The organism is Paraburkholderia sp., from assembly GCF_036488795.1.
Lineage (GTDB): Bacteria > Pseudomonadota > Gammaproteobacteria > Burkholderiales > Burkholderiaceae > Paraburkholderia.
In genome coordinates this window covers 1-25,072 of record NZ_DASXHA010000063.1, presented here as the reverse complement: position 1 = coordinate 25,072, position 25,072 = coordinate 1, and the positions used below count along the sequence as shown (strand labels likewise).

Annotated in this window: 23 protein-coding genes; 16 read left to right on the top strand and 7 right to left on the bottom strand. The window is 61.5% G+C overall.

Annotated features, from left to right (window positions below; genetic code table 11):
* Positions 1–27 precede the first annotated feature (27 nt).
* The 8 genes from VGH41_RS08645 (at position 28) to VGH41_RS08610 (ending at position 9,209) form a co-directional block, all read left to right on the top strand.
* A complete protein-coding gene (locus tag VGH41_RS08645; protein ID WP_331596962.1) occupies positions 28–906 on the top strand; it encodes a fumarylacetoacetate hydrolase family protein in 879 nt (292 codons plus the stop codon).
* A complete protein-coding gene (locus tag VGH41_RS08640; RefSeq protein WP_331596961.1) occupies positions 907–1,692 on the top strand; it encodes an alpha/beta fold hydrolase in 786 nt (261 codons plus the stop codon).
* Positions 1,693–1,803: 111 nt separating this feature from the next.
* Positions 1,804–3,141, top strand: a complete 1,338-nt coding sequence (locus tag VGH41_RS08635; RefSeq protein WP_331596960.1) for an amidohydrolase family protein — start codon at positions 1,804–1,806, stop codon at positions 3,139–3,141.
* Between the two features lie 96 nt (positions 3,142–3,237).
* On the top strand, positions 3,238–4,257 hold the full coding sequence (locus tag VGH41_RS08630) for an ABC transporter substrate-binding protein (RefSeq protein WP_331596959.1): 1,020 nt from the start codon (positions 3,238–3,240) through the stop codon (positions 4,255–4,257).
* 10 nt (positions 4,258–4,267) lie between these two features.
* Positions 4,268–5,824 carry a sugar ABC transporter ATP-binding protein gene (locus VGH41_RS08625; protein WP_331596958.1) on the top strand — a complete coding sequence of 519 codons (1,557 nt, stop codon included), beginning with the start codon at positions 4,268–4,270 and terminating at the stop codon, positions 5,822–5,824.
* A complete protein-coding gene (locus tag VGH41_RS08620; protein ID WP_331596957.1) occupies positions 5,821–6,828 on the top strand; it encodes an ABC transporter permease in 1,008 nt (335 codons plus the stop codon). The genes VGH41_RS08625 and VGH41_RS08620 overlap by 4 nt, the downstream gene beginning before the upstream one ends.
* Positions 6,825–7,784, top strand: a complete 960-nt coding sequence (locus VGH41_RS08615) for an ABC transporter permease (protein ID WP_331596956.1) — start codon at positions 6,825–6,827, stop codon at positions 7,782–7,784. The genes VGH41_RS08620 and VGH41_RS08615 overlap by 4 nt, the downstream gene beginning before the upstream one ends.
* Before the next feature lie 291 nt (positions 7,785–8,075).
* A complete protein-coding gene (locus VGH41_RS08610; protein ID WP_331596955.1) occupies positions 8,076–9,209 on the top strand; it encodes a histidine kinase in 1,134 nt (377 codons plus the stop codon).
* Between the two features lie 175 nt (positions 9,210–9,384).
* Here the strand turns inward: VGH41_RS08610 and VGH41_RS08605 are convergent, their stop codons facing one another.
* Positions 9,385–9,678: a hypothetical protein gene (locus VGH41_RS08605; RefSeq protein ID WP_331596954.1), complete on the bottom strand. Its 294-nt coding sequence runs from the start codon at positions 9,676–9,678 to the stop codon at positions 9,385–9,387.
* A 347-nt stretch (positions 9,679–10,025) separates the two neighbouring features.
* On the opposite strand from VGH41_RS08605, the gene VGH41_RS08600 reads away from it, so the two are divergent.
* Positions 10,026–11,003: a helix-turn-helix domain-containing protein gene (locus VGH41_RS08600; RefSeq protein ID WP_331596953.1), complete on the top strand. Its 978-nt coding sequence runs from the start codon at positions 10,026–10,028 to the stop codon at positions 11,001–11,003.
* Here the strand turns inward: VGH41_RS08600 and VGH41_RS08595 are convergent, their stop codons facing one another.
* Positions 11,004–12,314 (bottom strand): MFS transporter, encoded by a 1,311-nt coding sequence (locus tag VGH41_RS08595; protein WP_331596952.1) that lies wholly within the window; start codon positions 12,312–12,314, stop codon positions 11,004–11,006. It lies immediately after the preceding gene.
* Between the two features lie 272 nt (positions 12,315–12,586).
* Between VGH41_RS08595 and copM the strand changes: the two genes are divergently transcribed.
* Together copM and VGH41_RS26600 are read left to right on the top strand one after the other, a co-directional pair.
* On the top strand, positions 12,587–13,027 hold the full coding sequence (gene copM / locus VGH41_RS08590) for a CopM family metallochaperone (RefSeq protein ID WP_331596951.1): 441 nt from the start codon (positions 12,587–12,589) through the stop codon (positions 13,025–13,027).
* Positions 12,999–13,154 carry a hypothetical protein gene (locus tag VGH41_RS26600; RefSeq protein WP_414696625.1) on the top strand — a complete coding sequence of 52 codons (156 nt, stop codon included), beginning with the start codon at positions 12,999–13,001 and terminating at the stop codon, positions 13,152–13,154. The genes copM and VGH41_RS26600 overlap by 29 nt, the downstream gene beginning before the upstream one ends.
* Before the next feature lie 38 nt (positions 13,155–13,192).
* Here the strand turns inward: VGH41_RS26600 and VGH41_RS08585 are convergent, their stop codons facing one another.
* Both VGH41_RS08585 and VGH41_RS08580 read right to left on the bottom strand, forming a co-directional pair.
* Positions 13,193–14,008: an alpha/beta hydrolase gene (locus VGH41_RS08585; protein ID WP_331596950.1), complete on the bottom strand. Its 816-nt coding sequence runs from the start codon at positions 14,006–14,008 to the stop codon at positions 13,193–13,195.
* Between the two features lie 356 nt (positions 14,009–14,364).
* Entirely contained in the window at positions 14,365–15,291 is a 927-nt protein-coding gene (locus VGH41_RS08580) for a LysR family transcriptional regulator (RefSeq protein WP_331596949.1), read from the bottom strand.
* Between the two features lie 108 nt (positions 15,292–15,399).
* On the opposite strand from VGH41_RS08580, the gene VGH41_RS08575 reads away from it, so the two are divergent.
* Both VGH41_RS08575 and VGH41_RS08570 read left to right on the top strand, forming a co-directional pair.
* Positions 15,400–16,494 carry a tartrate dehydrogenase gene (locus tag VGH41_RS08575; RefSeq protein WP_331596948.1) on the top strand — a complete coding sequence of 365 codons (1,095 nt, stop codon included), beginning with the start codon at positions 15,400–15,402 and terminating at the stop codon, positions 16,492–16,494.
* 329 nt (positions 16,495–16,823) lie between these two features.
* Entirely contained in the window at positions 16,824–18,134 is a 1,311-nt protein-coding gene (locus VGH41_RS08570; RefSeq protein ID WP_331596947.1) for an MFS transporter, read from the top strand.
* A gap of 306 nt (positions 18,135–18,440) precedes the next feature.
* On the opposite strand, the gene VGH41_RS08565 is transcribed toward VGH41_RS08570, so the two are convergent.
* A complete protein-coding gene (locus VGH41_RS08565) occupies positions 18,441–18,701 on the bottom strand; it encodes a hypothetical protein (RefSeq protein WP_331596946.1) in 261 nt (86 codons plus the stop codon).
* Between the two features lie 188 nt (positions 18,702–18,889).
* The gene (locus VGH41_RS08560) at positions 18,890–20,563 is read right to left on the bottom strand and encodes an FAD-dependent oxidoreductase (protein ID WP_331596945.1); all 1,674 of its coding nucleotides are present in this window, start codon (positions 20,561–20,563) and stop codon (positions 18,890–18,892) included.
* A gap of 267 nt (positions 20,564–20,830) precedes the next feature.
* On the opposite strand from VGH41_RS08560, the gene VGH41_RS08555 reads away from it, so the two are divergent.
* Complete coding sequence (locus VGH41_RS08555; protein ID WP_331596944.1) at positions 20,831–22,027, top strand: cytochrome P450; 1,197 nt, start codon at positions 20,831–20,833, stop codon at positions 22,025–22,027.
* Between the two features lie 135 nt (positions 22,028–22,162).
* On the opposite strand, the gene VGH41_RS08550 is transcribed toward VGH41_RS08555, so the two are convergent.
* Positions 22,163–22,831 (bottom strand): c-type cytochrome, encoded by a 669-nt coding sequence (locus VGH41_RS08550; RefSeq protein ID WP_331596943.1) that lies wholly within the window; start codon positions 22,829–22,831, stop codon positions 22,163–22,165.
* 805 nt (positions 22,832–23,636) lie between these two features.
* On the opposite strand from VGH41_RS08550, the gene VGH41_RS08545 reads away from it, so the two are divergent.
* Positions 23,637–24,086 (top strand): ester cyclase, encoded by a 450-nt coding sequence (locus tag VGH41_RS08545; RefSeq protein ID WP_331596942.1) that lies wholly within the window; start codon positions 23,637–23,639, stop codon positions 24,084–24,086.
* A 303-nt stretch (positions 24,087–24,389) separates the two neighbouring features.
* Positions 24,390–24,815, top strand: a complete 426-nt coding sequence (locus tag VGH41_RS08540) for a hypothetical protein (RefSeq protein ID WP_331596941.1) — start codon at positions 24,390–24,392, stop codon at positions 24,813–24,815.
* Positions 24,816–25,072 lie beyond the last annotated feature (257 nt).

Here is a 25,072-nt window from a genome sequence, read left to right as displayed (position 1 = left end):
CAACTGGACTTAGATTAAGGGTTCGACATGAAATTGGCAAATTTGCAGGTGGAGGGGGTTAAAACCGTTGCGCTAGTTGACGTCGAGGCCGGTCAATACTGGCCCGTGGCACAGCTGAGCGAAGGTTTTACCGGTGACATGATCCAATTGGTACATAATTACCCAACGATCAGCGCCGCACTACGCCCGCGCGGTACCGGCAAACCACTGGCGAACGCGACGGTCCTCGCACCGATCGACCAGCCCCGCCGCAATATCTTCTGTGTCGGCAAGAATTATCACGACCACGCCGAAGAATTCAGCAAGTCGGGGTTCGACAAGAGCGCGCAGGCGGGTGAGCACATTCCCGAAGCGCCGGTCGTTTTCACCAAGCCCGCGTCCGCGGTGATCGGCCCAGGCGCGAAGATTCCCCGTCATGCCAATGTGACGCAGCAACTCGATTACGAAGCGGAAATCGCCGTGGTGATCGGCAAGGCCGGCCGGGGCATCTCCAGGACCGACGCACTCAGGCACGTATTCGGCTACACGATCATCAACGACGTGACTGCGCGCGATCTGCAAAAGCTGCATCGGCAGTGGTTCCTCGGCAAGTCGCTCGACGGCTTTTGTCCGATGGGTCCCTACCTGGTCACCGTCGACGAACTCGACGCCGCCAATATCGAGGTGCGCTGCTGGGTCAATGGCGAGCTCCGTCAGGAATCGAACTCGCAGCGGCTGATTTTCGATATCCCCACCCTGATCGAAACCATTTCGGCCGGCATCGAGTTGCAGCCGGGCGACGTGATCGCGACGGGCACTCCGGCCGGCGTCGGCATCGGTTTCAATCCTCCCAGGTTCCTGCAAAGCGGCGACGTGGTGCGGATCGAGATTCCGCGCATCGGCGTCCTTGAAAACGAGGTGGCGTAAATGGCAACAACTGAAGTCCAAGGTCTCATCATCGAAACAGAAGGCGACGGCGCGCCCGTCGTGTGCATTCATGGTCTGGGCGGCTCGTCGAACAACTGGACGCCTGTGCTCGCGGCATTCGAAGGCAGGCAGGTGATCCGCATCGACCTGCCTGGCAGCGCGCGTTCGCCATTGCCGTCGCAGAAGCTGTCCATTGATGTCTACGTGGACGCAATCGCGTCGGCGTTGCGCGCAATGAACATCGAACGTGCGGACGTGGTTGCGCACTCCATGGGCACGATCGTTGCACAGCATCTAACGGTTCGTCATCCTGATCTTGTGAAGAGCCTCGCCCTGTTCGGTCCGCTGCTGGCACCGCCCGATGCAGGCCGCGACGGCATCCGCCAACGTGCGCTGATGGCGCGCGAAAAGGGCATCGCGGGTCTGCAAGAGATTGCCGACGCCATCGTCAAAGGCGCCACCAGCGCCGAGACCAAAGCACAGCGGCCCGTCGCCATTGCACTGGTGCGCGAGAGCGTGATGCGCCAGTCGCCCGAAGGCTACGCGCAGAGCTGCGAGGCGCTGGCCGGCGCGCAAGCCGCTGAAGTCGACAGGATCAAGGTCCCGACCTTGCTCGTCACCGGCGACGAAGACGGGGTCGGCAAACCCGATGCGGTCAAGGCGATGGGCGAGCGCATTGCCGGTGCCAAAGTGGTCGTGCTGAGCGGCTGCGGACACTGGACGACCTTTGAAAAGCCCGTCGAAGCGAAAACGGAATTGCAGTCGTTTTATAAGTCATTGCACTGATGCGCTGTATCAGCGGAACTAGACAGGCCGCGTCACCAATGCGGCTTTAGCGAAGCGAAACCCTGAGGGCGAGATGCGCGCAGTCGCAATCCGCCCATCTGGAGGAGACAGATGAGCTCGATCATATTCACCAACGTGACGATTTTCGACGGCAGTGGCGCGCAGCCCTACAAAGGCGAAGTCCTCGTAGAAGGACAACGGATTGTGCGTGTCGGGCGGGAAGGTGCGCCGATCAGCGCGCCGCAGGCGCAATGTATCGACGGCAAAGGCGCGTTCCTGATGCCCGGCATGACCGAGGCGCATACGCATTTTTCGTGGAACGACCAGCCTTCGCTGTCGGCCATCCAGTTCATGCCGCCTGAAGAACACATGCTGTGGTGTGTGCGGGTCGCAAAACGCTACCTTGAAATGGGCTGGACCTCTGCATTGGGTGCGGCAGCGGCCAAGCCGCGCCTGGATGTGGTGTTGCGCAATGCCGTCAATGCCGGTGAATTTCCAGGGCCTCGCTATCTGGCGGGTAGTCAGGAAATCACCATTCTGGGCGGCCTCGCAGACAACACGCTGCCGCATATGCCGTTCAAGGAGCTGAACTTCGGCGCCGTGGTGAGCGGGCCCGAAGAAATGCGCGCCGTGACGCGGATGTTCATCAAGTACGGTGTCGATCATCTGAAGATCAATCTGTCCGGCGAATATATTGCCGGGATTTCCGCCGAATCCTCACCGTTCTCCGAAGAAGAAATCGCGATGCTGGCCGCTGAAGCCAAACGTGCCGGCAAGCGCGTCGCAGCGCATGCGCGGTCGAGCGAATCGGTCAAGCAGTGCGTACGGCACGGGCTGGAGCTCGTCTTTCATGCGAGCTTCGCCGATGAAGAAGCGCTCGACATGCTCGAGGCCAACAAGGAGAAACACTTCGTTGCGCCAGGCATTGGCTGGTTGATCAGTACGCTGTATCACGCGGAACCGTGGGGCATCAGCGAAGCCGCCGCAACGAAGATGGGTTACAAGCGCGAACTCGAAACCGCCGCTGAAACGCTGCAGAAAATGCATAAACGCGGCATCCGCATCCTGCCGGGCGGCGATTATGGTTTTGCGTGGATGCCGCACGGCACGAATGCGCGCGACCTCGAATACTTCGTGAAGTACATCGGTATGACACCGATGGAGGTCTTGCTCTCGGCCACCAAACTGGGCGCCGAGCTGATGATGCGGCCCGACGAACTCGGGCAGATTCGAGAAGGCTATCTGGCAGACATTCTGCTAGTGGACGGCAATCCGCTCAATGACCTCGCGGTTCTGCAGGATCCGAAGAAAATCACCCTGGTGATGAAGGACGGCGAAATCTTCAAGACTTCGCATGACCTGCTACCACCTCGCGGCGAGGTCCATACCGGCACCAAACTACCGGCTGATGCAGGCGTCGAACGCGCTGTCCACAGCACGACGCATTGAGCCGCGCGCGGCCTATCTAAAACAACATCATGCAAGCATCTTGCATGGGACAGGAGTGCGTGCAATGCACTCACTCCTGTCGACCTTGGAGACACTATGAAAACGGGCACCCTGCTCGCCGCGCTGGCGGCGAGCCTCGTGTGCGCGTCGGCCTTTGCCGCCGCGCCGGATATCGGACTGTCGAACGGCTACTTCGGCACCGAGTGGCGCAATCAGATGATCGACGGTGCCAAGGAGCAGTTTCAAGGCTATAAGGCAAAGGGCATGGTCGGCGACCTGGTGGTTCAGCAATCGGGCGCGAATACAGGTCAGCAGATTCAGGACATGCGCAACATGATCCGCCAGAAGGTGGGCGCGATCATGGTCGACGCCAACTCGGCGACGGCGCTCAACGGTGTCATCTCCGAAGCCGAGCGCAACAAGATTCCGGTGGTCTCGTTCGATCAGGCGGTCTCGAACAAATATGCGGTGAACGTGACCGTCGATCACTACAAATGGGGTCAACGGTACGCCGAATGGATTGCGCAGCAGCTGCACGGCAAAGGCAACGTGGTCGTGCTCGACGGCATCCCGGGTCATCCTGCTGCGGAGGCACGCAAGAAAGCGGCACTCGACACCTTCGCGAAGTATCCGGGCATCAAGGTGGTCTGGTCGGGCTACGGCGAGTGGGACGAAGCCAAGGCGCAAGCGGTAATGGCCACGGTGATCGCAGCGCAACCGCAAATCGACGCCGTCTTCACGGAAGACGCCATGGCACTCGGCGTATTGCGCGCGTTTGAGAATGCCAACCGCCGCGTGGCCATCATGACTGGTGAAGCGCAAAAGGGCTTCCTCGAAGAATGGAAGAAGCAGCGCGACGCGGGCAACCCCATGCAGGTGTTCGTTCAGGTGAACCCACCGGATATCAGCCGCACAGCGCTAGGCATCGCCGCTCGCCTCGCGCAAGGTCACAAGCTGAAGCCGCTGCCTGAGAACACCTACTACTTCCCGATCACGAAGACCGTTACGTCCGATACGCTGGATGCGACACTGGCTTCGATGAGCGGCAAGCCCGACAGCTACTTCCTCGGGCAATGGCTGAGCGAGCCGGAGCTCGACGCGCTCTTCACACCATGACGGAGCGAGTATGCCGTTGCTGACCGCTCAAGGAATCACGAGGCGCTATGGCGGTGTGATCGCGCTGGATGACGTCAGCCTCACGCTGAACGCCGGCGAAGTGCTGGGCCTGCTCGGTGCCAACGGCTCGGGCAAATCCACGCTGTCGAGCATCCTCGCCGGCGACAACCGGCCTCAACACGGCACGCTGACACTGGACGGCGCCGCACTCGCCATGGGTTCACCGCGTGCCGCACGCGCTGCGGGTATTGCGATCGCCCATCAGCATCCGGGGCTCGCGCCGGATTTGCCGGTGTGGGAGAACGTGTTTCTCGGCGCCGAAGTCTGCACGACGGGGCGCTTTCTCGATCGGGCCGGTGCACGTCGGCGGGCCGGCGAATTGCTATCGAGCTTGCGCACCGGCTGGGATCTCGATGCCGCGGCAGGCAGCCTGAATGCCGCGGATCAGCAACTCGTCGAAATTGCCAAGGCACTCGCGCTGGAACCGCGCGTCTTGATCTTCGACGAGCCGACGGCCGCGCTTGCCGCCGCCGAAGTCGACAGTCTGATGCGCGTAATTCGCGCTCTGGCGGCGCGCGGCACCGCAATCGTATTTATTTCGCACCGGATGGCGGAGATCGAAGCGTTGTGCGATCGCGTCCTGGTGTTGTGCAACGGACGCCACGCCGGCGAACTGCAGGTGGGTGGCCAGCTCGACGAGCCGCGCGTGCTGGCATGGATGGGCGGCGCAGCGGGCGGCGCGGCCGCGGCTCACGTGCATGACGATGCCGGGCGACGCTCACAGCGGCTGACTAACGCTAAGGCTAGCGCACCTGCTGCAGACGCCGCAAACAACGGCGCCGCCTTGAGCGTACGCGGACTGCATGCCGGCGCACGCTTGCGCGGCGTCGACTTCGATCTGCGGCGCGGTGAGATCCTGGGCGTCGCGGGTCTGCAAGGGCATGGGCAGGAGCAATTGCTCGACGCCCTCGCCGGCTACCGCAAGCCGGATGCGGGTGAAATGATGCTAGACGGTCTGCCGCTTATGCCGCGCCACCCGCGTCAGATGATCGAGGCCGGCGTGTGCCTCGTCCCCAACGACCGCCATCGTCAGGGATTGTGGCTCGATCATTCCGTCGAATTCAATCTCGCGCAAGTCGCGGCAAATTTCGAGCGTCAGGCATGGCGCCTGCATCGCCCTTCGATGCGGCGTTTTGTCGACGACGTCGTGAAGCGTTTGCGCATCAAGACCTCGGACGTGCGGCAACCGGCCAGCGCACTCTCCGGCGGCAATCAGCAGAAAATCGTGATTGGCCGCTGGCTCGAACGCCACGTAAAAGTGCTGCTACTGAGCGATCCGACCAAGGGCGTCGACGTGATTGCGCGTAAGGAAATCTATGAGGCGATCGGCGCGCTCGCCGATTCAGGCGCTGCCGTGCTCGTCTATGCATCCGATACCGACGAATTGCTCGCCGTCTGCGATCGCCTGATCGTCATGTACGAGGGCCGCGTGGTCGCCCAACTGGAAGGAAGTGACATGAATGAAGCACGCGTGACGAGCGCGTTGTTCGGCAGGAGCGCCGCATGAAGGCCGATCTGACGGAACGACTGCAGCATCCGCGCAAAGGCTTGGCCGCTGGACTGCGCAGCGGCATGAACAGCATCTGGTCACGCGCCGCCACCGCATTGCCGAGCGTCTTCATGCTGCTCGCCGTGGTGGCTTGCAATGCGTTTTTGCAACCGGATTTCTTTAGCGCCGACTCGCTGTCGAGCAATTTGCAAAATGCCGCCCCGGTGATCCTCGTCTGCATGGCGCAGGCCGTGGTCGTACTGGTGGGCGAACTGGATCTCTCGGTGGGCGCGGGCATTTCGCTCGTCAACTGCGTATTGGCAGCCGTGCCCGCGCTGACCGGCTGGGGCACCGGTCTCACGTGTCTCGCGGCACTCGCGGCCGCGCTGGCCGCTGGCGTGTGCAACGGCTTGCTGGTTGGCTACTTCAAACAAAGCGCGCTGATTGCGACTTTCGCCACGGGCGCAATCTGGTTCGGCGGCGCATTACTATTGATGCCGCAACCGGGCGGTGCCGTGCCGCAAGCGCTAGGCGACTGGTTTGCGATGCGCATCGGCGTACTGCCCCTCGCCGCCGTCCCACCGCTTGTGGCCGTGCTGATCTGGGCGGTGCTGCAGCGGCATCGCTTCGGGCGCCGCCTGATCGCCACCGGCAGTAGCGCGGATGCGGTGTTCAAGTCCGGCATCGATACGCGTTTGATCAAACTGCTCGCCTATGTTCTGGCGTGGCTCTTCGTGTTCGGCGCGGCGGTCTGCATTTCCGCGCAAACCTCTTCCGGCGATGCCCGGCTCGGCCTGCCGTACACACTGAACTCGGTAGCGGCCGTCGTGATAGGTGGCATCTCGCTTGCTGGGGGACGTGGCTCGATGCTTGGCGCAGTGTGCGGCGCACTTGTCCTCGTGTTGATCGGCAACGTGATCTATTTCGCCGGCATCCCAAGCAACTATCAGGAAGTGTTTAAGGGCGCGGTCATTGTGATCGCGCTCGGTTTCACGTTTGTGAGCGCGAGGAGACCCGTATGAAAACCAATCCGGGTTCACGCCGTCTGATGTTGCTGGCACTCGTGGTGCTGGTGATGATCGGCGGCCAGTTGGCCGTGCCGGGCTTCACTAACCTCGGCCAGTTAGGCAACCAGTTGAAGATCGCCACCTTCCTCGGGCTATTCGGCATTTCGCAGACGCTCGTCATGATGGCGGGCAACCAGGGACTCGATCTGTCGGTGGGCGCGGCGGCGACCCTGGGCGGAATCTTTGGCGCGGCGTTGATCGGCACAGAGCCCGCGGGTCTGCTGTGCGCTGTCATCGCGGCGGCACTGTGCGGCGCGCTGGTTGGCGGGTTAAACGGTGTCGGTATCACATTCTTGAGGGTCCCGCCGCTCGTGATGACGCTGGCCATGGCGAGTCTCGTCGACGGCGGGCTGATCGTGTGGTCGTCGGTCATGCACGTCAACACTGCCGCGAGTCCGGCACTCGTCGCGCTCGCGGGCCGCAGCGTGGCGGGCGTGCCGACGGTCGCGTTGCTCTGGCTGCTCGCGGCCACAATGATGTGGTGGTTTCTCGATCACTCCGCCTGGGGCCGCCGTCTGATGGCGACCGGCGCAAATTCCACCGCCGCGTTGCTGACCGGCACACGGGTTCGCGTTGTGCGAATGGCGGCGTACACGGCAAGCGGCATGATCGCGGCGCTCACCGGTTTACTGCTGGTGGGCTACGTCGGACAGGCCTTTCTCGGACTCGGGACCAGCTACGTGCTGACGAGTGTTGTCGTGGCGGTAATTGGCGGCGTGTCGCTGGGCGGCGGCCGTGGCGATTACATCGCTGTGGCCATTGCCGCGGTGTTTCTCACCGTGTTGACGAGCCTCCTCACAGCGTTGCAGATCGGCGAAGCGGGCCGTCAGTGCATTTTCGGCGCCACATTGCTGGCGTTTCTGGTCGTGAACGGCTGGTCATTGAGCGGCGGCCGGATCAAGGCGGCTTGACCGCGGACACGGCCACTACGCCATTCGCACACGTCTTCCGCGCCAGTTTTGGCGCGATCAGCAGTGCGAACCGCTCGCGTCTCTTCAGACGAATCATTGCGACATCGAATGTGATTCGATAAAACATCGCCAGCGTGGCGGCGCAGTTCTCATCTGATCGGCGCCCCGCCACCTTCTGCGCAGGTGTTCTTGCGCACACCTGCGTAAATGTCCTGTTGGCGGATACGGTCTCTGAGCCTACAATTTTGTAAAACCTTAAGGCATGCTTAAGCGAACTGGCCTGGAGACTCCATGTATGAAAATCAGCCTGAGGGGCGACAGCTAAAATTACGCGACCTGGTCGAAGCAATGCGCAGGTTAGGCATCGCGGCCCGGCTGGGTCGACCGCAAACCAGTGACGTCACCGACGCACGCGGCGCACCACTCGCCATCCTGTCTTCGGACGGCATGTTCCTGTCAGCGAACCGCAGCGCGGCAGCGCTGTTAGGCTATTCCAGCAGCGACCTGGTGGGCCTCTATCTGTTGGATATGGCACCCGACAGCGAGCGCGCGTCCCTCGCCAATCTTCTGTCGGCCAGAGCTTCCCAGGAGTTTCACTCGTTTAGCACCCTGCTGACCGGACGCACGGGCAGGCCGACGCGGCTGATGCTGCATCAGCAGGCCATTGCCGCGCATCCTGAGGAAGACTCCGCACAACTGACGCTGTTCGAAGAGCCTATCGATTCCGATCAACCCGCTGCCAACGATGCTCAGGGATCCGAATCAGACGCGCGCAGCCGGCGGATGTTTCTGATGATCGGCCAGCAACGCGAACGCCAACGCCTTGCCGCCGATCTTCACGACGGACTCGGACAGGCGCTGACACTGATCAAGCTCATGGTCGAGGACGCTCGCATGCGTCTGCGCCGCGGCCAGGCGGACGACGCCGCGCAGAAGCTGGATGCGACCGTGCTGCAGATCCGCGAGACGATTGCCGAGATGCGGCAGATCTGCGGGGAGTTGCGTCCTCTTGCACTTGAACGGCTGGGCTTACCCGCCGCACTGAGCACACTGTGCAGGCGCATGGATCTGAGTGCGGAAAACCTCAGCGTGAAGTTTCAGTCCGACGTCGACGACCACGATGTACCCGAGCATCTCAAGGCGGACATTTTCCGGGTCGCACAGGAAGCACTCAATAACAGCCTCAAGCACGCCGCCGCGACCGAAATCCGGCTTGCGCTGCGGGAGGTCGACGGCAGTCTGCTGCTGACCGTGCAGGACAACGGCTCCGGTTACGACGCGCTGCCGCTGTCTTCGCACGAAATCGGCTCGACGGGTCTTGGCCTGATCGGCATGCAGCATCGCGTGGAAGCGCACGGAGGCTTTCTTTCGGTTCACTCCTCCGAAACCAGCGGCACACTCGTGTCCGCGAGCTGGGAGTTATGACAACACGAGCGCGACCCGGCCCGGGTCGCGCTCGCTACGGGCTTCTCTCAGGTTCATCTGGAATGTCACATCCGACCTGCGCCCGTCCGCAGTGTCGTCGTGGTATGTACTGCCCGGCGCCTCGCCGCTTCCGTGGACATTGAGTCCAGGTTCGCTCTGACGGCCCGTCGGGCAATCAGCCGGAACACGGCGACGTGCGGCGTCTCAGTCGGAACACCGCTTCCCGCTCGAGCCGGTCGAGCAGGGAAATAACGCGCTGTCGTTGGGTCGCCGCCAGATCGTAGGTTTGCACCAGCGCGCGCAGGCGCTTTTCGCAATAGGCCTGATCGAGCAGCGATGGATCGTGCGCCTCGCCGCGGCGTGTGATGTACTGAACCATGCGTTCAAGCTGGTCGAGTTCGGTGTTCACCAGACTCGCGGGCGTCAGCCCCGCAGCTGGGGGCGTGGATTGTGTGTCTACGACAGTCATGTTTGGGCTCTCTGGTCATAGCCCCTTAGAATGGCCTGGCGCGCGATACCCATGATGCGCTGGCGACCTCGTCGACGGCTGGCCTGTGGTTTGCACGCAATGTGCCGTAAACACAGAGATAGTCAGCGTCATCACAAGGCAAAACTGAGGGTTTCCTTTGCACAAAGGATATCCCAGCTTTTTTGGAAGGCTTTACCATGCGTCTCAGTTTCTATCCGCCATGCCCGCTCTTTTCCGCCGTGGGCTGACCGTAAAATTGAGTGTGCATTGCAGCACCCATTGTCCGGACTATGAACCATCGCTCGTCCTTTCATCAACCTTTCGGAATCGCTGAACCGGGTCCGTCCATGCTGACGAGCAGCTTCAGCACGCGCGCGCTGGCTGCGCAGCAGCAGGTCCTCGCCTGGCGGACACGGGTTGGGCACGTCGTCGACGTGCCGCCTTCCAGCACACAGCTGGCCGAAGGCTTCGGCGCGAATATCGATCTGTTTGCAGTTGGCACAGCGGTGTTTACCGACGTCCGCACGGACGCGATGGTGCTGGAGCGCTCAGTGGCGCGCGTGTCGACCGACGCGCGCCGCGATTACGTCTTTCATCTTTTCGTGGAAGGCGAAACCGGGCACATCACCGGCATGCACAGGAAGCGCAGCGCGCCCGGCTCGATCCGGGGGCTGGTCGCCCTCGATCTGAACCAGCCGTTTCGCGTCGAACGGCCGGCCTGCCGCGTTTTGAGCCTGTTCGTGCCGCGCACGACCGTCGATGCGATTCTGCCGGATGGCGAGTCGATTCACGGCCGGATCATGCCGTTCGACTCGCCGCTTGCGCGACTCGCGCTCGATCATCTGCTGGCCACCCGCGAGAATCTGGCGACGCGCGCGCCCCACGATGCCGCCGCCGCGCTCGATACGGGCGCCCAGCTGCTGCTTGCCGCATTCCATCAGCAGGCAAGCCTGACGGGCAGCGCTCGCGCCGCCGTCCAGGCGGCCGTGATGGCAAAGGTGCGGCGCTTCGTCGATGCCAACCTGCATCAGGCCGAACTCACGCCTGCCAGTGTGGTCGACGCGCTGCAGCTCAAGCGCGCCACGATCTACCGCTGGTTTCAGCACGAGGGAGGCCTGGGCACCTACATTCGCAATCGCCGGCTGCTGGAGGCAGCGGACGAGCTGGCGCATTTTCCGCAGCGTCAAATCACGGAAATCGCCTACGGCCTTGGCTTCAAGAGCGGGTCGGATTTCACGCGCGCGTTTCGTCGCGCTTTTGACATCAGTCCACTCGACATGCGCGCCCGCGCCCTCGCGTTGCTCGAGCGCGATGCGCTGAGGTAATCAGCGCGGCTCGCGCGCGGCAGTCGCGGATTGCGCGTCGGCCCGTCGTTCTGGAAACAGACGCAGCGCAGCGAGCGAAAGCAGATTGGCGGCCAGCAGATACCACGCGGGCATCAGCGAATTGCCGGTGCGGGCAATCAGCCAGGTGACGATAAGCGGCGCGAAGCCGCCAAAGATCACCACGCCGAAGCTGTAAATCACCGAAAGCCCCGCCGCGCGCCGATGCCGTGGAAACGCCTCCATGATCAGCACGGAACCTGCCCCTGCGTTATTCACAGCGAATGCCACGTAGGCCATGATGATGACGAGCGTGGCGACGTCGCCCACGCCGCGGGTGAGCGCCCAGAATGCCGGCACCGCGCCCGCGATCGCCACTGACAGCGACACATATTGCGTCGTCTTGCGGCTGGCCTGCCGATCAGCGATACGGCCCACCAGCGGCGTGACCAGCACGATCAGCAACCCCGAAAGGCTGGCAATGAGCAGACTCATCGCCGCCGCCCGATGCAGCGTGCCGACCAGGTACGACGGCATATAGAACACAGTGACATAGATGCTCACCGAGGGTGCGGCCATCATCAATATGCCAAGGATGAGGGGCCGGGTGTGTTCCGCAAACAGACGCCCGGACAGGCGCTCGCGAGCCGCCACCGGCATGGCCGCTTCGGTCATCCGGCGGCGCAAATACCAGCCCACCGGTCCGATCAGACCGCCGAACACGAATGGAACGCGCCATCCCCAGGCGTGCAGCGCGGCGGGTGACAGGAGCGCGGTGGTGCCCGCTCCGATCAGCGCGGCCGCAAACGCCGCCGCACCCTGACTCGCGCCGCGCCAACTGGCCATGAAACAGCGGTGCCGGTACGCGACAGATTCCATCAGCGACGCCGTGGCCGGGCCGATCTCCCCACCGCTCGCGAGCCCCTGAATCAGACGCGCGAGCACGATGAGGACGGTGGCTGCCGGCCCGATCGTCGCGTAGCCAGGCAGACAGGCGATCATCCACGTGCCGATGGTCATCAGCGCGAGCGAGACCGTCATGCCCGCCCTGCGACCGCGGCTATCGGCGATATGTCCGATCAGGATGGCGCCAAGCGGTCGCATGACGAAGCCCGCGCCGAACGTGGCCAGCGACAGCAACAGCGACGAAGCCGAATTGGTCGCCGGAAAAAATAGTTTGCCGATCAGCGCTGCCGAGAAGCTATAGACGGTGAAGTCGTACGCGACGAATCCATTGCCGATTACGATTGCCGCGATGATGCGGACGAGGCCGGCATCGGACGAAGAAGTCGGCTTTTCAACGGCACGAAACATAGTTATGGCAGGGAGACTTCATTGCGGATTAATCGTCATGATCCTTGCGTTAACGGCCTGAAATACGTGGACTTTATGGTGAGCCAAGGCAGGCCCGGGTTGAGGCAACAGAAGATGGCGAAGTGGTTGGTGAAAGAAGCGCGCTCTACCATTCATCGAGGCACTTGACCTTCCAGGGATGGGAAGGTACACGATTGGCGGGTCGGACTTGAAACGATTGCACGCTCTTATTCACGACATGGTTTAGTGATCCAACCGTTAAGGATGTTGAAATGAAAACCCAAGCTTTACTCGCCCTCTTTTCCCTAAGCGTCGGAATGGCATTGTCCGGCGTGGCACTCGACGCAAACGCCCAGCAACCCGCCGCGAGCTCACCTGACACGATGAACATGTCGGCCGGGCAAATGACCATGCCGGCCTCAGGCGGCGGGATGCCATCCGCATCCACTCAGGCGTTCAAGCAAAATGAAGCGGAGATGATGAAGAATATGAGCGAACCCGGCTATACCGGCGATACAGACGCGGACTTCGTCGCACACATGATTCCGCATCACCAGGGCGCGGTGGATCAGGCCGAAGTGGAACTCAAGTACGGCAAGGATCCGCAAATGCGGGCGCTGGCAAAGGACATCATCAAGGCGCAAAAGCGGGAGATTGCCTACATGAAGCAATGGCAATCCAGACATGGCGGGAAGCTTCCGGTCCTTCATTGATGAGCTGCGCAGACGGAATGATCTGGTCGAGATTGCGCAAACGGTCGATGCGAATCTGGAAATCGGCGCGATTACCCGGAAAGTGTACGAAGACAGAGAGCCGAGCTGTCGGAAGCGGGATCGCTGAAACGTTCCATAGCGCACAAGCAGTGTCGGAGTTCGAGATCACCCCGCGACCGCCACATCCGCCTCGCCGATATGCCGCACGATGATCGCATTGACTTCATCGGCGTGCGTGAGCGGCCCCATGTGCCCCGCACCTTCCACGATGGCAAGACGTGCGGCGGGCAGCAGCAACGGCAGCCGCTCGGCAATCGCGCGGGTCGGGACGGGTGCGTGCTGGCCGCGCATGATCAGCGCCGGGACACGCAGGCCCATGTACGCGCTCGCGGGCGTGCCTTCATCGAGCAGCGCGCGGAAGTCGAGCGGCGCTTTCGGCGCCCAGCGCGTGAGCGCGGCCTGCACCGAGGGTCGCATTGCGTCCCATGCGCCCCGGCCGCCCCAGTAGTCGACGAACGAAGCCGCCGCGCCCCGATAGTCGCCACAGTTCACGCCTTCGGCAGTGCGCCTCGAGATTGCGATGATTTCCGCCAGCGCGTGCGCTCCGTGCGCGCCCATCAGCTTCAACAGATGAAATGCCGAGGGCTCGTAAAGCGTCAGGCTCGCGATGCGCTCCGGCCGTTCGACGGCCGCACGCAACGCCACGCCTCCGCCATAGGAGTGACCGACGAGATGCACCTTGCCGTGTGCGGCATCGATGATGCCAACGGTCCTTGCCGCCTCGTCGGCGAGGGTGAAGGCGCGCTCGCCGCTCCACGGTCCCGTGCTGTCGCAGCCGTAGTGCTCGGGCACGACCAACGCGTGGCGCGAGCCGAGCGCCTCGCCGAGCTTGCGCCATTGCGCTGCTCCCGAGCCGGAGCAATGCAGAGCGATCACCGAGGTTGCGGACGAAGAGGTTGCCGATGCGAAGTTGCTATTCATGTCGTAACCGATAGATGAACAAAATGACGCGCGGGGTCCAGGCGTACATCCGGCGCGAGGCATCCGGGTTCGATGCATGGGCGGGTCATGCTACGGCTGGACGCTATGCAGAGCAGAGTCCATGCCACATTGCAGCAAGCCTTGTCTGGCGGGAGTTTCAGCAATTCACGAGGGATGCGGAGCGGCTGAAGTGTCGTTGCGTAGCCAACGGATAGTCGAGCAAAAGTCGGCCCGCGACAAACACGTGCTTGGGCTGCCGCGTGTAGCGGTCATACACCTGTACAACACGAACCTTCAGCCTCGACGCGATCCACGAGCTGATCGCCTAACCGCTGACCGAAGCAAGTATGGTTCGGCTAAGTGACTTCGCCAGCTTCGCCCCGAAGAGCGTCTGCGATGAAATCGACAAACGCGCGGATCCGGTTGGACATCTGGTGCCGCTGCGAATAGACAGCAAAAATATCCGCGTCGGGCGTGTCATGCTCGGGCAATACCCGCACCAACGAACCATCGACGAGGTACTGCTGGATGTCCCACTCGGCCCGCATCAGGACGCCGTGACCTTCGAGCGCCCACTTCACCGCGATTTCACCGTCATTCGTCGTTAGCGTCCCGTTGATACGCACGGCTTCCGTTTTGCGGGATGCACCTCTGCCCGACGTCAGGCGCCACACCCCGTAGGCCTCATCACCCTGGCGGATACCGATGCAGTTATGCCGCGCCAGATCATGGGCGGTCATTGGCATGCCGCGTGATGCGATGTACGAAGGCGCGGCACATAGCAGCCGCCGATTGGTCGCAAGACGACGCGCGATCACCCGCGTATCGGGCGGCTCCCCGAAGCGAATGCAGACGTCGAAAGCGTCGTCGGTCAGTGGCGGAGGCGTAACCGATAGCTGCAGCTGAACCGAGACCTGCGGATGCTTCGCGACAAAGCGCGAGATCACCGGAGCGACATGGCTGCGCCCAAAGCCGAGCGTTGCGTTCACGCGCAGCAACCCCTTCGGACTTGTCTTCGCGCTGCCCAGCAATTCGGCCAGCTCGTCTATCTCGTCGAGGATTCGACGCGCGTGCTCGAGGTACACCTCACCCTCTGGCGTGAGCAGCATCCGCCGCGTCGTCCGGTTAACGAGTTGGACACCGGCGCGACGTTCCATCTGCGTCAGATGCTTGCTGACGGCCGCTGGCGTGCGACCCAGTTCCCGCGCAGCAGCACTCAGGCTGCCGGACCCAGCAAGTGTTGAAAAGAAGCTGAGATCAGACGGTTCGACGGCGTCTCGCATGATTGTCACTTGTGAATTCAAGTTAAAGACGCTTTGAGTCTAGCACCGGTTTTTGCGAGTCGGGACGGGTAAAGTCCATTACACCCACAACACCTGAAGGACGGAGACATGAAAACCTATCGCATCGCCACCATCCCCGGCGACGGCATCGGCAAGGAAGTCGTACCTGCTGGCGCGCAGGTCCTGGAAGCACTGGCGAAGACCACCCGGTCGTTTGCGTTCGAATTTGAAAACTTCGAGTGGGGTGGCGACTACTACCGCGAACACGGTGTCATGATGCCCGCCGACGGACTCGATGCAATTCGCAACAAGGACGCGATCCTGTTCGGTTCGGCCGGCGACCCGGACATTCCCGATCACATCACGCTGTGGGGCCTGCGCCTCAAAATCTGCCAGGGCTTCGATCAGTACGCGAACGTCCGTCCGACCCGCATCCTGCCGGGCATCGATGGGCCGCTCAAGCGCTGCAAGCCGGAAGACCTGAACTGGGTCATCGTCCGCGAAAACTCGGAGGGCGAATATTCCGGCGTAGGCGGGCGCGTCCATCAGGGACATCCGATCGAAGCGGCGACGGACGTGTCGATCCTGACACGCGCCGGCGTCGAGCGCATCATGCGTTTCGCGTTCCGTCTCGCCCAGTCTCGTCCACGTAAATTGTTGACCGTCATTACGAAGAGCAACGCGCAGCGTCATGCCATGGTGATGTGGGATGAGATCGCGCTCGAAGTCTCCAAGGAGTTCCCGGAGGTCAAATGGGACAAGGAGCTGGTGGATGCATCGACGGCCCGCATGATCAACCGTCCGGCCACGCTCGATACGATCGTCGCCACCAACCTGCACGCCGACATTCTGAGTGACCTTGCTGCCGCACTCGCGGGCAGCCTTGGCATCGCGCCCACCGGCAACATCGATCCCGAACGCCGCTTTCCGTCGATGTTCGAACCGATCCACGGCTCCGCGTTCGACATCATGGGCAAGGGTCTCGCCAATCCGGTCGGCACCTTCTGGTCGGTCGTCATGCTGCTCGAACATCTGGGCGAATTCGACGCGGCAAAACGCGTGATGCAAGCCGTCGAAGCGGTGACTGCGGACACGTCGCTTCATACACGTGATCTTGGCGGCACGGCAACCACCGCTCAGGTGACGGCAGCCGTTTGCGGGTTCATCGAAAAAGCCGCAGCGCCCACGGCCAACGCAGCTTAAACACCCTTAGCGGCTCCGCGGGAGTCAGTCGGGCACGGTCCGCCATCCGGCGGCCGTGGTCCCGCTCGTTCCGAGCGCGGCGAATCGAAGGCGCGGGACAAGGACAGGGCGTTTGGTATCCCGGCCGGCATTCCGTTTGGTGCACCGGAATCTCGAGCCTGCTGCACATCGCGCGAGTTGAACAGGACGCTGCAAGTGAGCTTAGATCAAGACGTTTAGAGCACGGGCGAGCCAGTAAAAGCGGAAGCCGCACCAGACGGCAGCGGCGCGCACCGTGCTTCAACTCTGCTTCTGAATAGAGCAATGCTGAAGCCTCCAAGGAGGAGACAATGATTACCGAACTAGAGCGCCGGGTTTCGCGCAAGCTGATGCTGCGCATCATCCCGTTCGTGATGCTGCTGTATTTCGTGAGTTTTCTTGACCGCGTCAACGTGGGATTCGCGGCGCTGTCGATGAACAAGGCGATCGGCCTGTCGCCGACCGCCTTCGGTTTCGGTGGCGGACTGTTCTTCATTGGCTACTTTCTGTGCGAAGTGCCATCGAACCTGATCCTTCACAAAGTCGGTGCGCGCCGATGGATTGCTCGCGTGATGGTCACCTGGGGGCTCGTGTCGTTCGCGTCGGCTTTCGTCGTCGGTCCGAACAGTTTCTATGCGCTGCGCTTTCTGCTCGGCGTCGCCGAGGCCGGCTTCTTCCCCGGCATCATTCTGTATCTGAGTCTTTGGTTTCCGGCGCGTCAACGTGCGGTCGCAGCGGCGTGGTTCATGGCAGCGGCGCCGATCTCGACTGCCATCGGCTCGCCGCTTTCGGGCGCAATCATGCAGTTGCCCCCAATTGCCGGATTTGCCGACTGGCAGATGCTCTACATTCTCGAAGCGGTGCCGGCGATCATTCTCGGCTTCTTTGTGCTCAAGTATCTGACGGACTCGCCGGCAAAGGCGCAGTGGCTCCAGGCTGAGGAACGCGAGTGGCTGATCGCGAAGATGAAAATGGAAGCCGAGGCAAGGCAGTTGCATTCCGGTCACACAGAAGGTGCACTAAGCGCCTTGCGCGATCCGCGAGTTCTTGCGCTTGCACTCATCTACTTTGGCACATCGGCAGCCTTGTACACGCTCGGATTATGGGCGCCTCTGATGATTCACCAGTATGGGTTCGGCTCGTTCGAAACCGGGCTGCTGGCAGGCATACCGAGCATCCTCGCCGTGATCGCCATGATCGTGTGGGCCAGGCATTCAGACCGCACTGAAGAGCGCACGTGGCACGTCGTGATTCCCTGCGTGGTGGCGTGCCTCGGCTTCATCCTTGCAGGTAGCGCGACAACCGCATTGATGATCATTCTGGCGCTCGTGGTCGTCAACATCGGCATCAGTGCAGCCAAGGCGCCTTTGTGGGCGATGCCCAGCATGTTCCTGTCGGGTGCCGGTGCGGCGGCGGGTATTGCGATGATCAACTCGGTCGGCAACCTTGGCGGCTTCGTAGGTCCGTTCGCAATTGGATGGTTCAAGAACGAAACGGGCGGCTATGCGGCAGGCCTGTATGTAGTTGGCGCAACGCTGGCAGTTTCCGCGGTGGTCACGCTGTTGCTGGCTCGCCAATCGAAACAGACACCAATCCCCGTTAGTGAGCAGCATGGGCACTAAGGGAGATTAGGTCAGCTCCACTGGCCGACCCGATCCATTCAGGTCTCCTTCACTCGACATTGCATCGATCATGGGACCCGGCGGTCATCAGCTCACCAACGGCATCCTTGTAATGACAAGCGGTGTTCAAGGGAACTGTTTCCTTGCGGGACACAAACAGATTTTTTTTGGGTACCGGGAATCAATTTAGGGCTTTTAAATATCTTTAGCCGCGACTTTTCGTTAATCCGTGGATCAGCTTTAAAGAACTTCACTCTGCTGTCGATATACCGCCTGACAAATCGGTCATCGGACGGATGACCACACTCATTCAACAAAAATAGCCAGGCACCGTGCCATGACCACCCTATCGTCATTAAACGCAGCCAACCCTCTGGCGTACACGCCATCATCGAATGCAACGAACGGCGTGGCGTCGACGCCCGGCGCCGCATCGCAGGATCCAGCCAGCGCAGCAGCGTCGACGATCGTGACGATTCCCTCCCCGAGCAACGAAGCGATCAACGTGTACACACCGCAGGGCATGCTGGATGGTCCGCCGCCGATCTCCATCGGTTGCGCGAACATCAACTCGGATCCCGTGTTTTCATTGATGATGCAGAATTGCGCGGCCAGTTCCTTGTCCGCGCGGCTCCAGAATCAGATCAACGCCAACGCGCCCCAGCCAAAGCAATAGTGGTTCGATACCGTCAACAGCTCCGGCTATGCGTGCGTTCGGCCCGCATAGCAGGCCAATGGGTAACGCTCAACACACGTCACTCGCGGCGAGCAAGATATTGGTGAACGGCCTGAATGGCGGCTGCGCCCTCTCCCACGGCGGCCGCCACTCTCTTGACGGAACCGCTGCGCACGTCACCGGCGGAAAAGATGCCCGGACGGCTCGTTTCGAGATCATGCGGTGGCCGATCCGCTTTCCACTTGTCGCCGGTATCGGCACCGGTCAGTACAAATCCGTCCTTGTCCAGCGCGACACAGTCGCCAAGCCACCGGGTATTGGGCTCGGCGCCAAGAAACAGGAAAACGTGCGGAATGGACTTGTGTTCGATGTGCCCCTGCCGATCCCATCGTATCGCCTCAAGTCTCGACTCGCCGCACAACTCGACGATCCGTGTCCTCGTGTGAAGCGTGATGTTGGCGGCCGCGTTGATCCGCCTGATCAGATACGTCGACATGCTTGCGCTGAGTCCGTCGCCGCGAACCACGACGTGGACATGACGCGCGAACCTCGCCAGGAATACCGCAGCCTGTCCAGCGGAATTTCCGCCGCCTACCACAATCACCTCTTCTTTGGCGCAGAATCCGCCTTCCATGAAGGTCGCACTGTAGTAGATACCGCGCCCCTCGAAATGTTCGAGGCGCAGCAGCTCCGGCTTCCGATAGCGCGCGCCCGTAGCAATGACGACAGCGCGAGCGTACACGCACTCGTCATGATCAAGGCCGATATGAAACGATTGGGTATCCGTACAGTCGATCGTCAGCGCCTCGATCGGCACGCCCACCTCGGCGCCAAACTTGCGGCATTGCGACAGACCGCGGCCGGCTAACGCCTGCCCCGATATGCCGGTCGGAAAACCAAAGTAATTCTCGATCTTCGAACTCGTGCCGGCCTGCCCGCCCGGTGCCTTGGCATCCAGAACCGCCACCTTCAACCCCTCCGATGCGGCGTACACCGCTGCGGCGAGCCCCGCGGGTCCGGCACCGACCACGATGAGATCGAAGTGCTCGCCATCGAGCCTGTCCGGACTCAGGCCGATTGCATCTGCGACGGCCCTGTGGCTAGGTTGAATCAGCACGACACCTTGCAACGTGATGACCACCGGGATGTCCGTTTCCGCTACACGATAGCGCTCCAGGAGTTCTTTGGCTTCGGTATGCTTGACGATATCGAAGTAGGCCGAGGGTTGACCGTTGCGGCTCAGGAAGTGGCGCAGACGTAGCGTAGGCGCCGAGGACGTGCTGCCAATCACCATCAAGCCGACCTGTTGACCCTGGATGAAAGCGACCCGGCGCAGGATATAGGCGCGCATGATGGTCTCGCTCAATTCCGCTTCGGCAATCACGAGCGCGTGCAGGGATTCCTCATCGATGACGATGGCCTCGCAATCCGAAAGGGCACGAGTCGTGGCCACCGCAGCCCGGCCGGCGAGCGTGCCAACCTCGCCGGTGAAATTGCCGGCGCCATGCGTGCCCAGTTGCCGCGGGCCCTGAACGGTTGCCCGGGTCGCCTCGATGGTTCCGGACAGAATGGCGAACATTCCCGTATGGCGATCGCCTTCGGAATAGAGGATGTCGTTGGCTTTGAACTTGCGTCGCTCGCCATAGCGCTCCAGGATCGCCAGCTGCGTTTCGTCCAGCGTGGGATACACCTGATGGTAGCGACTGCCGCCTGACAACAGTTCGTTGGGTTTGCCTGAAGAGTCGTTGCTCATGGCGGGCTCCATCCAGTCAAGACGCGATTCTTGTGGTGGACCTACTACATCCAGTGTGCCTATGTTACCTCTGGTTGCGACCAGCCTGGCGCGAAGGCGCGGCCGCTGGTCTGGCTGTTCGAACCCGGACCGGCTGCGCCGCTGCAGTACCCGCATCGATAGTTTGCGGCCCGATGGAACAATCGGGCGAATTTGGTGTTCTCAGGGTGTTACCCCATGTCCAAACAGCCCTTACAGAAATACGCACCTTACTACGAGCCTTCACTCATGAAACTCGCCGATCTGGCCACTCCGTCGTTTTTCGAGAACCCTTACCCCACCTATGAGACGCTTCGCGCCGAAGGCCCGCTCGTGCGCGTCGCGCCGAATGCGCTGATGTCCGGCCACTACGACATCGTCGACACGTTGCTGCACGATCGTCGGATCGGCAAGGACTTTATGGCCAGCATACGCGTCCGCTATGGTGACGAGAGCGCGCAAATGCCGTTGTTCCGAGGCTTCAGCCGGATGTTTCTACTGCTCAATCCGCCCGCGCATACGCGCTTGCGCATCCTGATGATGAAAGCCTTCAACGCACGCCAGATCGAAAGCATGCGGGAGGTCGCGCAGACCATCGCGCACCGGCTGATCGACGGGTTCGAAAGCCGCGGCACGGCGGATCTCACCGCAGAGTACGCCTTTCCGCTGCCGGTCGAGATCATCTGCGGAATGCTCGACTTGCCTGTCGAACATGCGCACCGGATCGGCGGCGCGGCAAGCCAGATCGCCAAAGTGTTCGAGCCCGCGCCGATGAGCGCCGACGAACTCCAGAAGACCAGCCAGGCCTATGTGTCGCTCGAAGAGTACTTCGGCGGTGTCGTCACGGCGCGCCGCGCGCTGCCGGGCGACGATCTGATTTCAATGCTGATCTCCGTCGAAGAGAACGGCGAGAAGCTGAGCGACGACGAAATCGTGTCCAATGTGATCATGTTGTTTCTGGCCGGCCACGAGACCACGTCGAACATGATTGGCAACATGCTCATCGCACTGCACCGCCATCCGCAGCAACTGGAACTGCTAAGGCGCGACCCTGGTTTGATTCCGAAAGCGGTGCTGGAATGTCTGCGCTATGACGGGTCGGTGCAGATGACACTGCGCTCTGCGCATGAAGACGTCGAGGTGGCCGGCATGCAGATTCCGCGTGGCACGGTGCTGTTTCTGTCGCTCGGTGCGGCCAATCGCGACCCGGCGAAGTTCACGGACCCAGACCGGCTGAGCGTCGAGCGCGACGAAGGTCGCGTGCAGACCTTCGGCGGCGGCATTCACCACTGTCTCGGCTACCGGCTCGCGCTGATCGAACTCGAAACCTCGCTGCGTGTGCTGCTCGAACGCCTCCCGGAACTGCGACTACCCCATCTGGACACGCTGAACTGGAACCAGCGCGGCAATCTCCGCGGCGTCGAAGCGTTGGCGGCAACATGGTGACACGCTGTAGGAGCCATTAAGGGACCAAAGGCGGCAGCGCACGGCAAGTATGCCGCGGCGTTGCCCCACGTCCGGTTTCGTGCATATCGCCTCGACCATCAACATCCTCTCTTCACCGGTCTTCTGCGTGGCCTATCAAGGGCTGGTTACCGAGAGGTAGGCTGCGGCCTCCTCAATTTGCGTGTCGCTCAGCTTCGCTGCGACCGCCGTCATCGATCCCGGCGCCGGCGCTTTATCCTTCGCGCGGGCCTGAAATTCATGTAACCGGGCGACGACAAACGCCGCCGGTTCGCCGGCGATGCCTGGAAAGCGCGCGCCGTTGCCTTTACCACCCGCCGCGTGACAACTAAAGCAGGCCGGGACGTCGGATCCTGCACCCATCTCGGCAAGTTGCTTTCCGGCGATCACCAGGCTCTGCGACGGCGCAGCAGCCCCCGCAGCAAGCGGTGGATTCTGCAGTGAAAAGAACACCGCCAACTTGTGTATATCGCTATCGGAAAGCTTGCGCGCGACCGCTTGCATCGAATCGTTCGTGCGTGTGCCTGCCTTGAACATTGCAAGGGCATGCGCAAGATAGTCGGGATCCTTGCCCGCAAGCCGGGGGCCGCCGCTTACCGTGCCTGCGCCCAGTGCACCGTGACATGCGACACACGTCGTGATAAGCGATGAATGAGCATCGACGCCAGGATCCTGGCCGTTCGCTGGGGATTGCGCGTGACAGATACCAGCGAGACCCAGGAGCGCCACGAGCGAAATCAAACGCAAGCCGCCACGTGACTTGCGGGTATCAAACAAGCCGATCATAAATATCTTTCCAATTTCGCGCGGACACCGGCGTGCCAACGTCGCTCATGACGCCGACGTGCGTGGCCGCCGCATTGCAGATTTCAGACGGGGGGTGGTGAGACCATCGGCGGGGCCGTCTGCCCTTCACTGCCGATGCGGAAGAGTTCAGTTCGTTCCGGTCATGGTTGCCTACTGGCAGAGCGCAAATCCGCTGCATTCCGCGGTCATTTCGGCGAAACACTGCGCGCAGCAGACGGCGGTAATATTCGGCCACAGGCTTACCTGCTTCCGTACGTCTTCCTTCAACTCGCCGCATTCGTCGCAGCGATCCAATACACGGACCTGCAACGGTCGGTTGTGCCATTTGTCGTGCGTGCTCATGTCAGCAGCCCTCGAGTCGATCTGTGACGTCGATGGCGATGATGTTCGCACGCATCCTCCACCGTTCCGCTGGCGGAGGATCCTCTCGACGCGGCTCGAGCCAATCTCTTGCGTTTGTCCTCATCGTGACCCTCTCTGGATAAAGATGCTGCGAAGGCAAAACGTATGACATGGCCGCAATCGAAATGAAAACGCCAGGTCCATGGGATCAAGATAGCCCGACAATTCCCGGAAGACCATGCTACGAACGGTCGCTCCAGTTCTACATGAACATAGTGTGCTTATACGTTTGGATAGCTCGGGGCATCCAGCGGGCCGCAGTCGACTGATCGAGTATCACCGCAAGAAACGGGGGGCGCCTGGCTGCTTGCACGAATATCGTTCAGGCAGAGGGAAGCTGTGGCGTTTCCCTCTCTCAACCACTCCCTAAGAGGAAATCATCATGTCCAAGGTAGATGCCAACAAGGCCGTCGTCGGCCGCTGGTTCACCGATTTCTGGGGCAAGACCTGCAATCTCGACATCGTCGATGAACTTGCTGCTCCCGACATGCTTCTTCAATATTCGCTGCACGAACCGCGTCGTGGCCGCGAGGACATCAAGGCATTCATGACCGGTTTCCGCAAAGCGTTCCCGGACCTCAACTTCTGGGGCGCCGCCGATCTCATCGCAGAGGGAGATTATGTAGTTGGCCGCTGGGAAGGTGGCGGCACACATACCGGCCCGGCATTCAGCGATTTCCTGAGCGGATCGTTGCCTGCTGCGACCGGCCGGAAAATGCGCTTCACGGGCACGACCGTTCTACGGCTCAAGGACGGCAAGATAGTTGAAGAAATCGGCCTGGACGACGGCGTGACCGCGCTGCAGCAACTTGGACTCATCCACGCAGCATGATCGAAGGGGTAGGGATTGCGCGGTCTTCAGGCAACGCTGTACGCATCTAACGCTACAACGGGCCGGGTGCACCCGGCCCGTTGACCGGAGCGAGGCAACGCGCGCTTTAACTTGTGCAAGCGGAGCAACTCTGCGGCTGACTGGTGACGTAGCGGCAACGATGCAGGATCCGAAACATCGCTAGAATTCAGTTCCAGATCTGAAGGCGATCGGGTCAGCATGGACAACGTGCGCCATGCTCACAATTTAAGCCGATAAACCAAGCGGAACTCGCCGTCCGTTCATGCAGACCAGGGGTATCAGATGCAAATCAGTGGAGCAAGCGCCCTCGGACCCACTCTTCAAGCCCTTGCCAACGAAGCCGAAGCATCGTTCAAGGACGGTCAGCCGTTTTCCGTTACCGTCCCGGTCGACGGAGCATCAGGGTCTACCGCTACGGAAACCTTGACCGGTCAGTTTCAGTACTGCGAACTTGAACCTGCAGGCGATGACGCGCTTTTCACGCCTGGCGACCCCAGCGCACCGGACGCCGGCAAGCAGGCGTTCGTCGATAGCTTGCTTAACTTCCTGAACCTGGTTAACGGTGGCGCAGGTGGACTAACAGGTCCCGCGTCGTACACGACATCTACAAACTTCACCGACGCGGGAAGCGGCGAGGCGTTTAGCGATTCGGGCTCCTTCAACCTGACCTCGAACGGCACATCTAATCCGACCAGTAACGTCGCCTGATTCGACTCTGACGAATCGCCAGGCGCCCACGCTCGATACCGCTCAATCTCTGCAGCGAATACAACTTGTTCGGCCGCATCGAGGCATGAGTCACTGACCTTCGATGCGGCCGCTCAGTGAGCGTTAAGCGTGGGAACGTTGCCCCACACAAGATCGAAGTGGCGGTCCCCTCCTGTTTAGGGTCGCGGGACACCCCGTCCGGTTGGCTCAGATCGCCCTACCGCGGCGCCTCGCCCTTCTTCACAATACACGGTCGG

Excerpts from the sequence above, each read along its gene's own strand:
- VGH41_RS08645 (WP_331596962.1), top strand. The coding sequence starts at position 28 with ATGAAATTGGCAAATTTGCAGGTGGAGGGGGTTAAAACCGTTGCGCTA.
- VGH41_RS08640 (WP_331596961.1), top strand. The coding sequence starts at position 907 with ATGGCAACAACTGAAGTCCAAGGTCTCATCATCGAAACAGAAGGCGAC.
- VGH41_RS08635 (WP_331596960.1), top strand. The coding sequence starts at position 1,804 with ATGAGCTCGATCATATTCACCAACGTGACGATTTTCGACGGCAGTGGC.
- VGH41_RS08630 (WP_331596959.1), top strand. The coding sequence starts at position 3,238 with ATGAAAACGGGCACCCTGCTCGCCGCGCTGGCGGCGAGCCTCGTGTGC.
- VGH41_RS08625 (WP_331596958.1), top strand. The coding sequence starts at position 4,268 with ATGCCGTTGCTGACCGCTCAAGGAATCACGAGGCGCTATGGCGGTGTG.
- VGH41_RS08620 (WP_331596957.1), top strand. The coding sequence starts at position 5,821 with ATGAAGGCCGATCTGACGGAACGACTGCAGCATCCGCGCAAAGGCTTG.
- VGH41_RS08615 (WP_331596956.1), top strand. The coding sequence starts at position 6,825 with ATGAAAACCAATCCGGGTTCACGCCGTCTGATGTTGCTGGCACTCGTG.
- VGH41_RS08610 (WP_331596955.1), top strand. The coding sequence starts at position 8,076 with ATGTATGAAAATCAGCCTGAGGGGCGACAGCTAAAATTACGCGACCTG.
- VGH41_RS08605 (WP_331596954.1), bottom strand. The coding sequence starts at position 9,678 with ATGACTGTCGTAGACACACAATCCACGCCCCCAGCTGCGGGGCTGACG.
- VGH41_RS08600 (WP_331596953.1), top strand. The coding sequence starts at position 10,026 with ATGCTGACGAGCAGCTTCAGCACGCGCGCGCTGGCTGCGCAGCAGCAG.
- VGH41_RS08595 (WP_331596952.1), bottom strand. The coding sequence starts at position 12,314 with ATGTTTCGTGCCGTTGAAAAGCCGACTTCTTCGTCCGATGCCGGCCTC.
- copM (WP_331596951.1), top strand. The coding sequence starts at position 12,587 with ATGAAAACCCAAGCTTTACTCGCCCTCTTTTCCCTAAGCGTCGGAATG.
- VGH41_RS26600 (WP_414696625.1), top strand. The coding sequence starts at position 12,999 with ATGGCGGGAAGCTTCCGGTCCTTCATTGATGAGCTGCGCAGACGGAAT.
- VGH41_RS08585 (WP_331596950.1), bottom strand. The coding sequence starts at position 14,008 with ATGAATAGCAACTTCGCATCGGCAACCTCTTCGTCCGCAACCTCGGTG.
- VGH41_RS08580 (WP_331596949.1), bottom strand. The coding sequence starts at position 15,291 with ATGCGAGACGCCGTCGAACCGTCTGATCTCAGCTTCTTTTCAACACTT.
- VGH41_RS08575 (WP_331596948.1), top strand. The coding sequence starts at position 15,400 with ATGAAAACCTATCGCATCGCCACCATCCCCGGCGACGGCATCGGCAAG.
- VGH41_RS08570 (WP_331596947.1), top strand. The coding sequence starts at position 16,824 with ATGATTACCGAACTAGAGCGCCGGGTTTCGCGCAAGCTGATGCTGCGC.
- VGH41_RS08565 (WP_331596946.1), bottom strand. The coding sequence starts at position 18,701 with ATGTTCGCGCAACCGATGGAGATCGGCGGCGGACCATCCAGCATGCCC.
- VGH41_RS08560 (WP_331596945.1), bottom strand. The coding sequence starts at position 20,563 with ATGAGCAACGACTCTTCAGGCAAACCCAACGAACTGTTGTCAGGCGGC.
- VGH41_RS08555 (WP_331596944.1), top strand. The coding sequence starts at position 20,831 with ATGAAACTCGCCGATCTGGCCACTCCGTCGTTTTTCGAGAACCCTTAC.
- VGH41_RS08550 (WP_331596943.1), bottom strand. The coding sequence starts at position 22,831 with ATGATCGGCTTGTTTGATACCCGCAAGTCACGTGGCGGCTTGCGTTTG.
- VGH41_RS08545 (WP_331596942.1), top strand. The coding sequence starts at position 23,637 with ATGTCCAAGGTAGATGCCAACAAGGCCGTCGTCGGCCGCTGGTTCACC.
- VGH41_RS08540 (WP_331596941.1), top strand. The coding sequence starts at position 24,390 with ATGCAAATCAGTGGAGCAAGCGCCCTCGGACCCACTCTTCAAGCCCTT.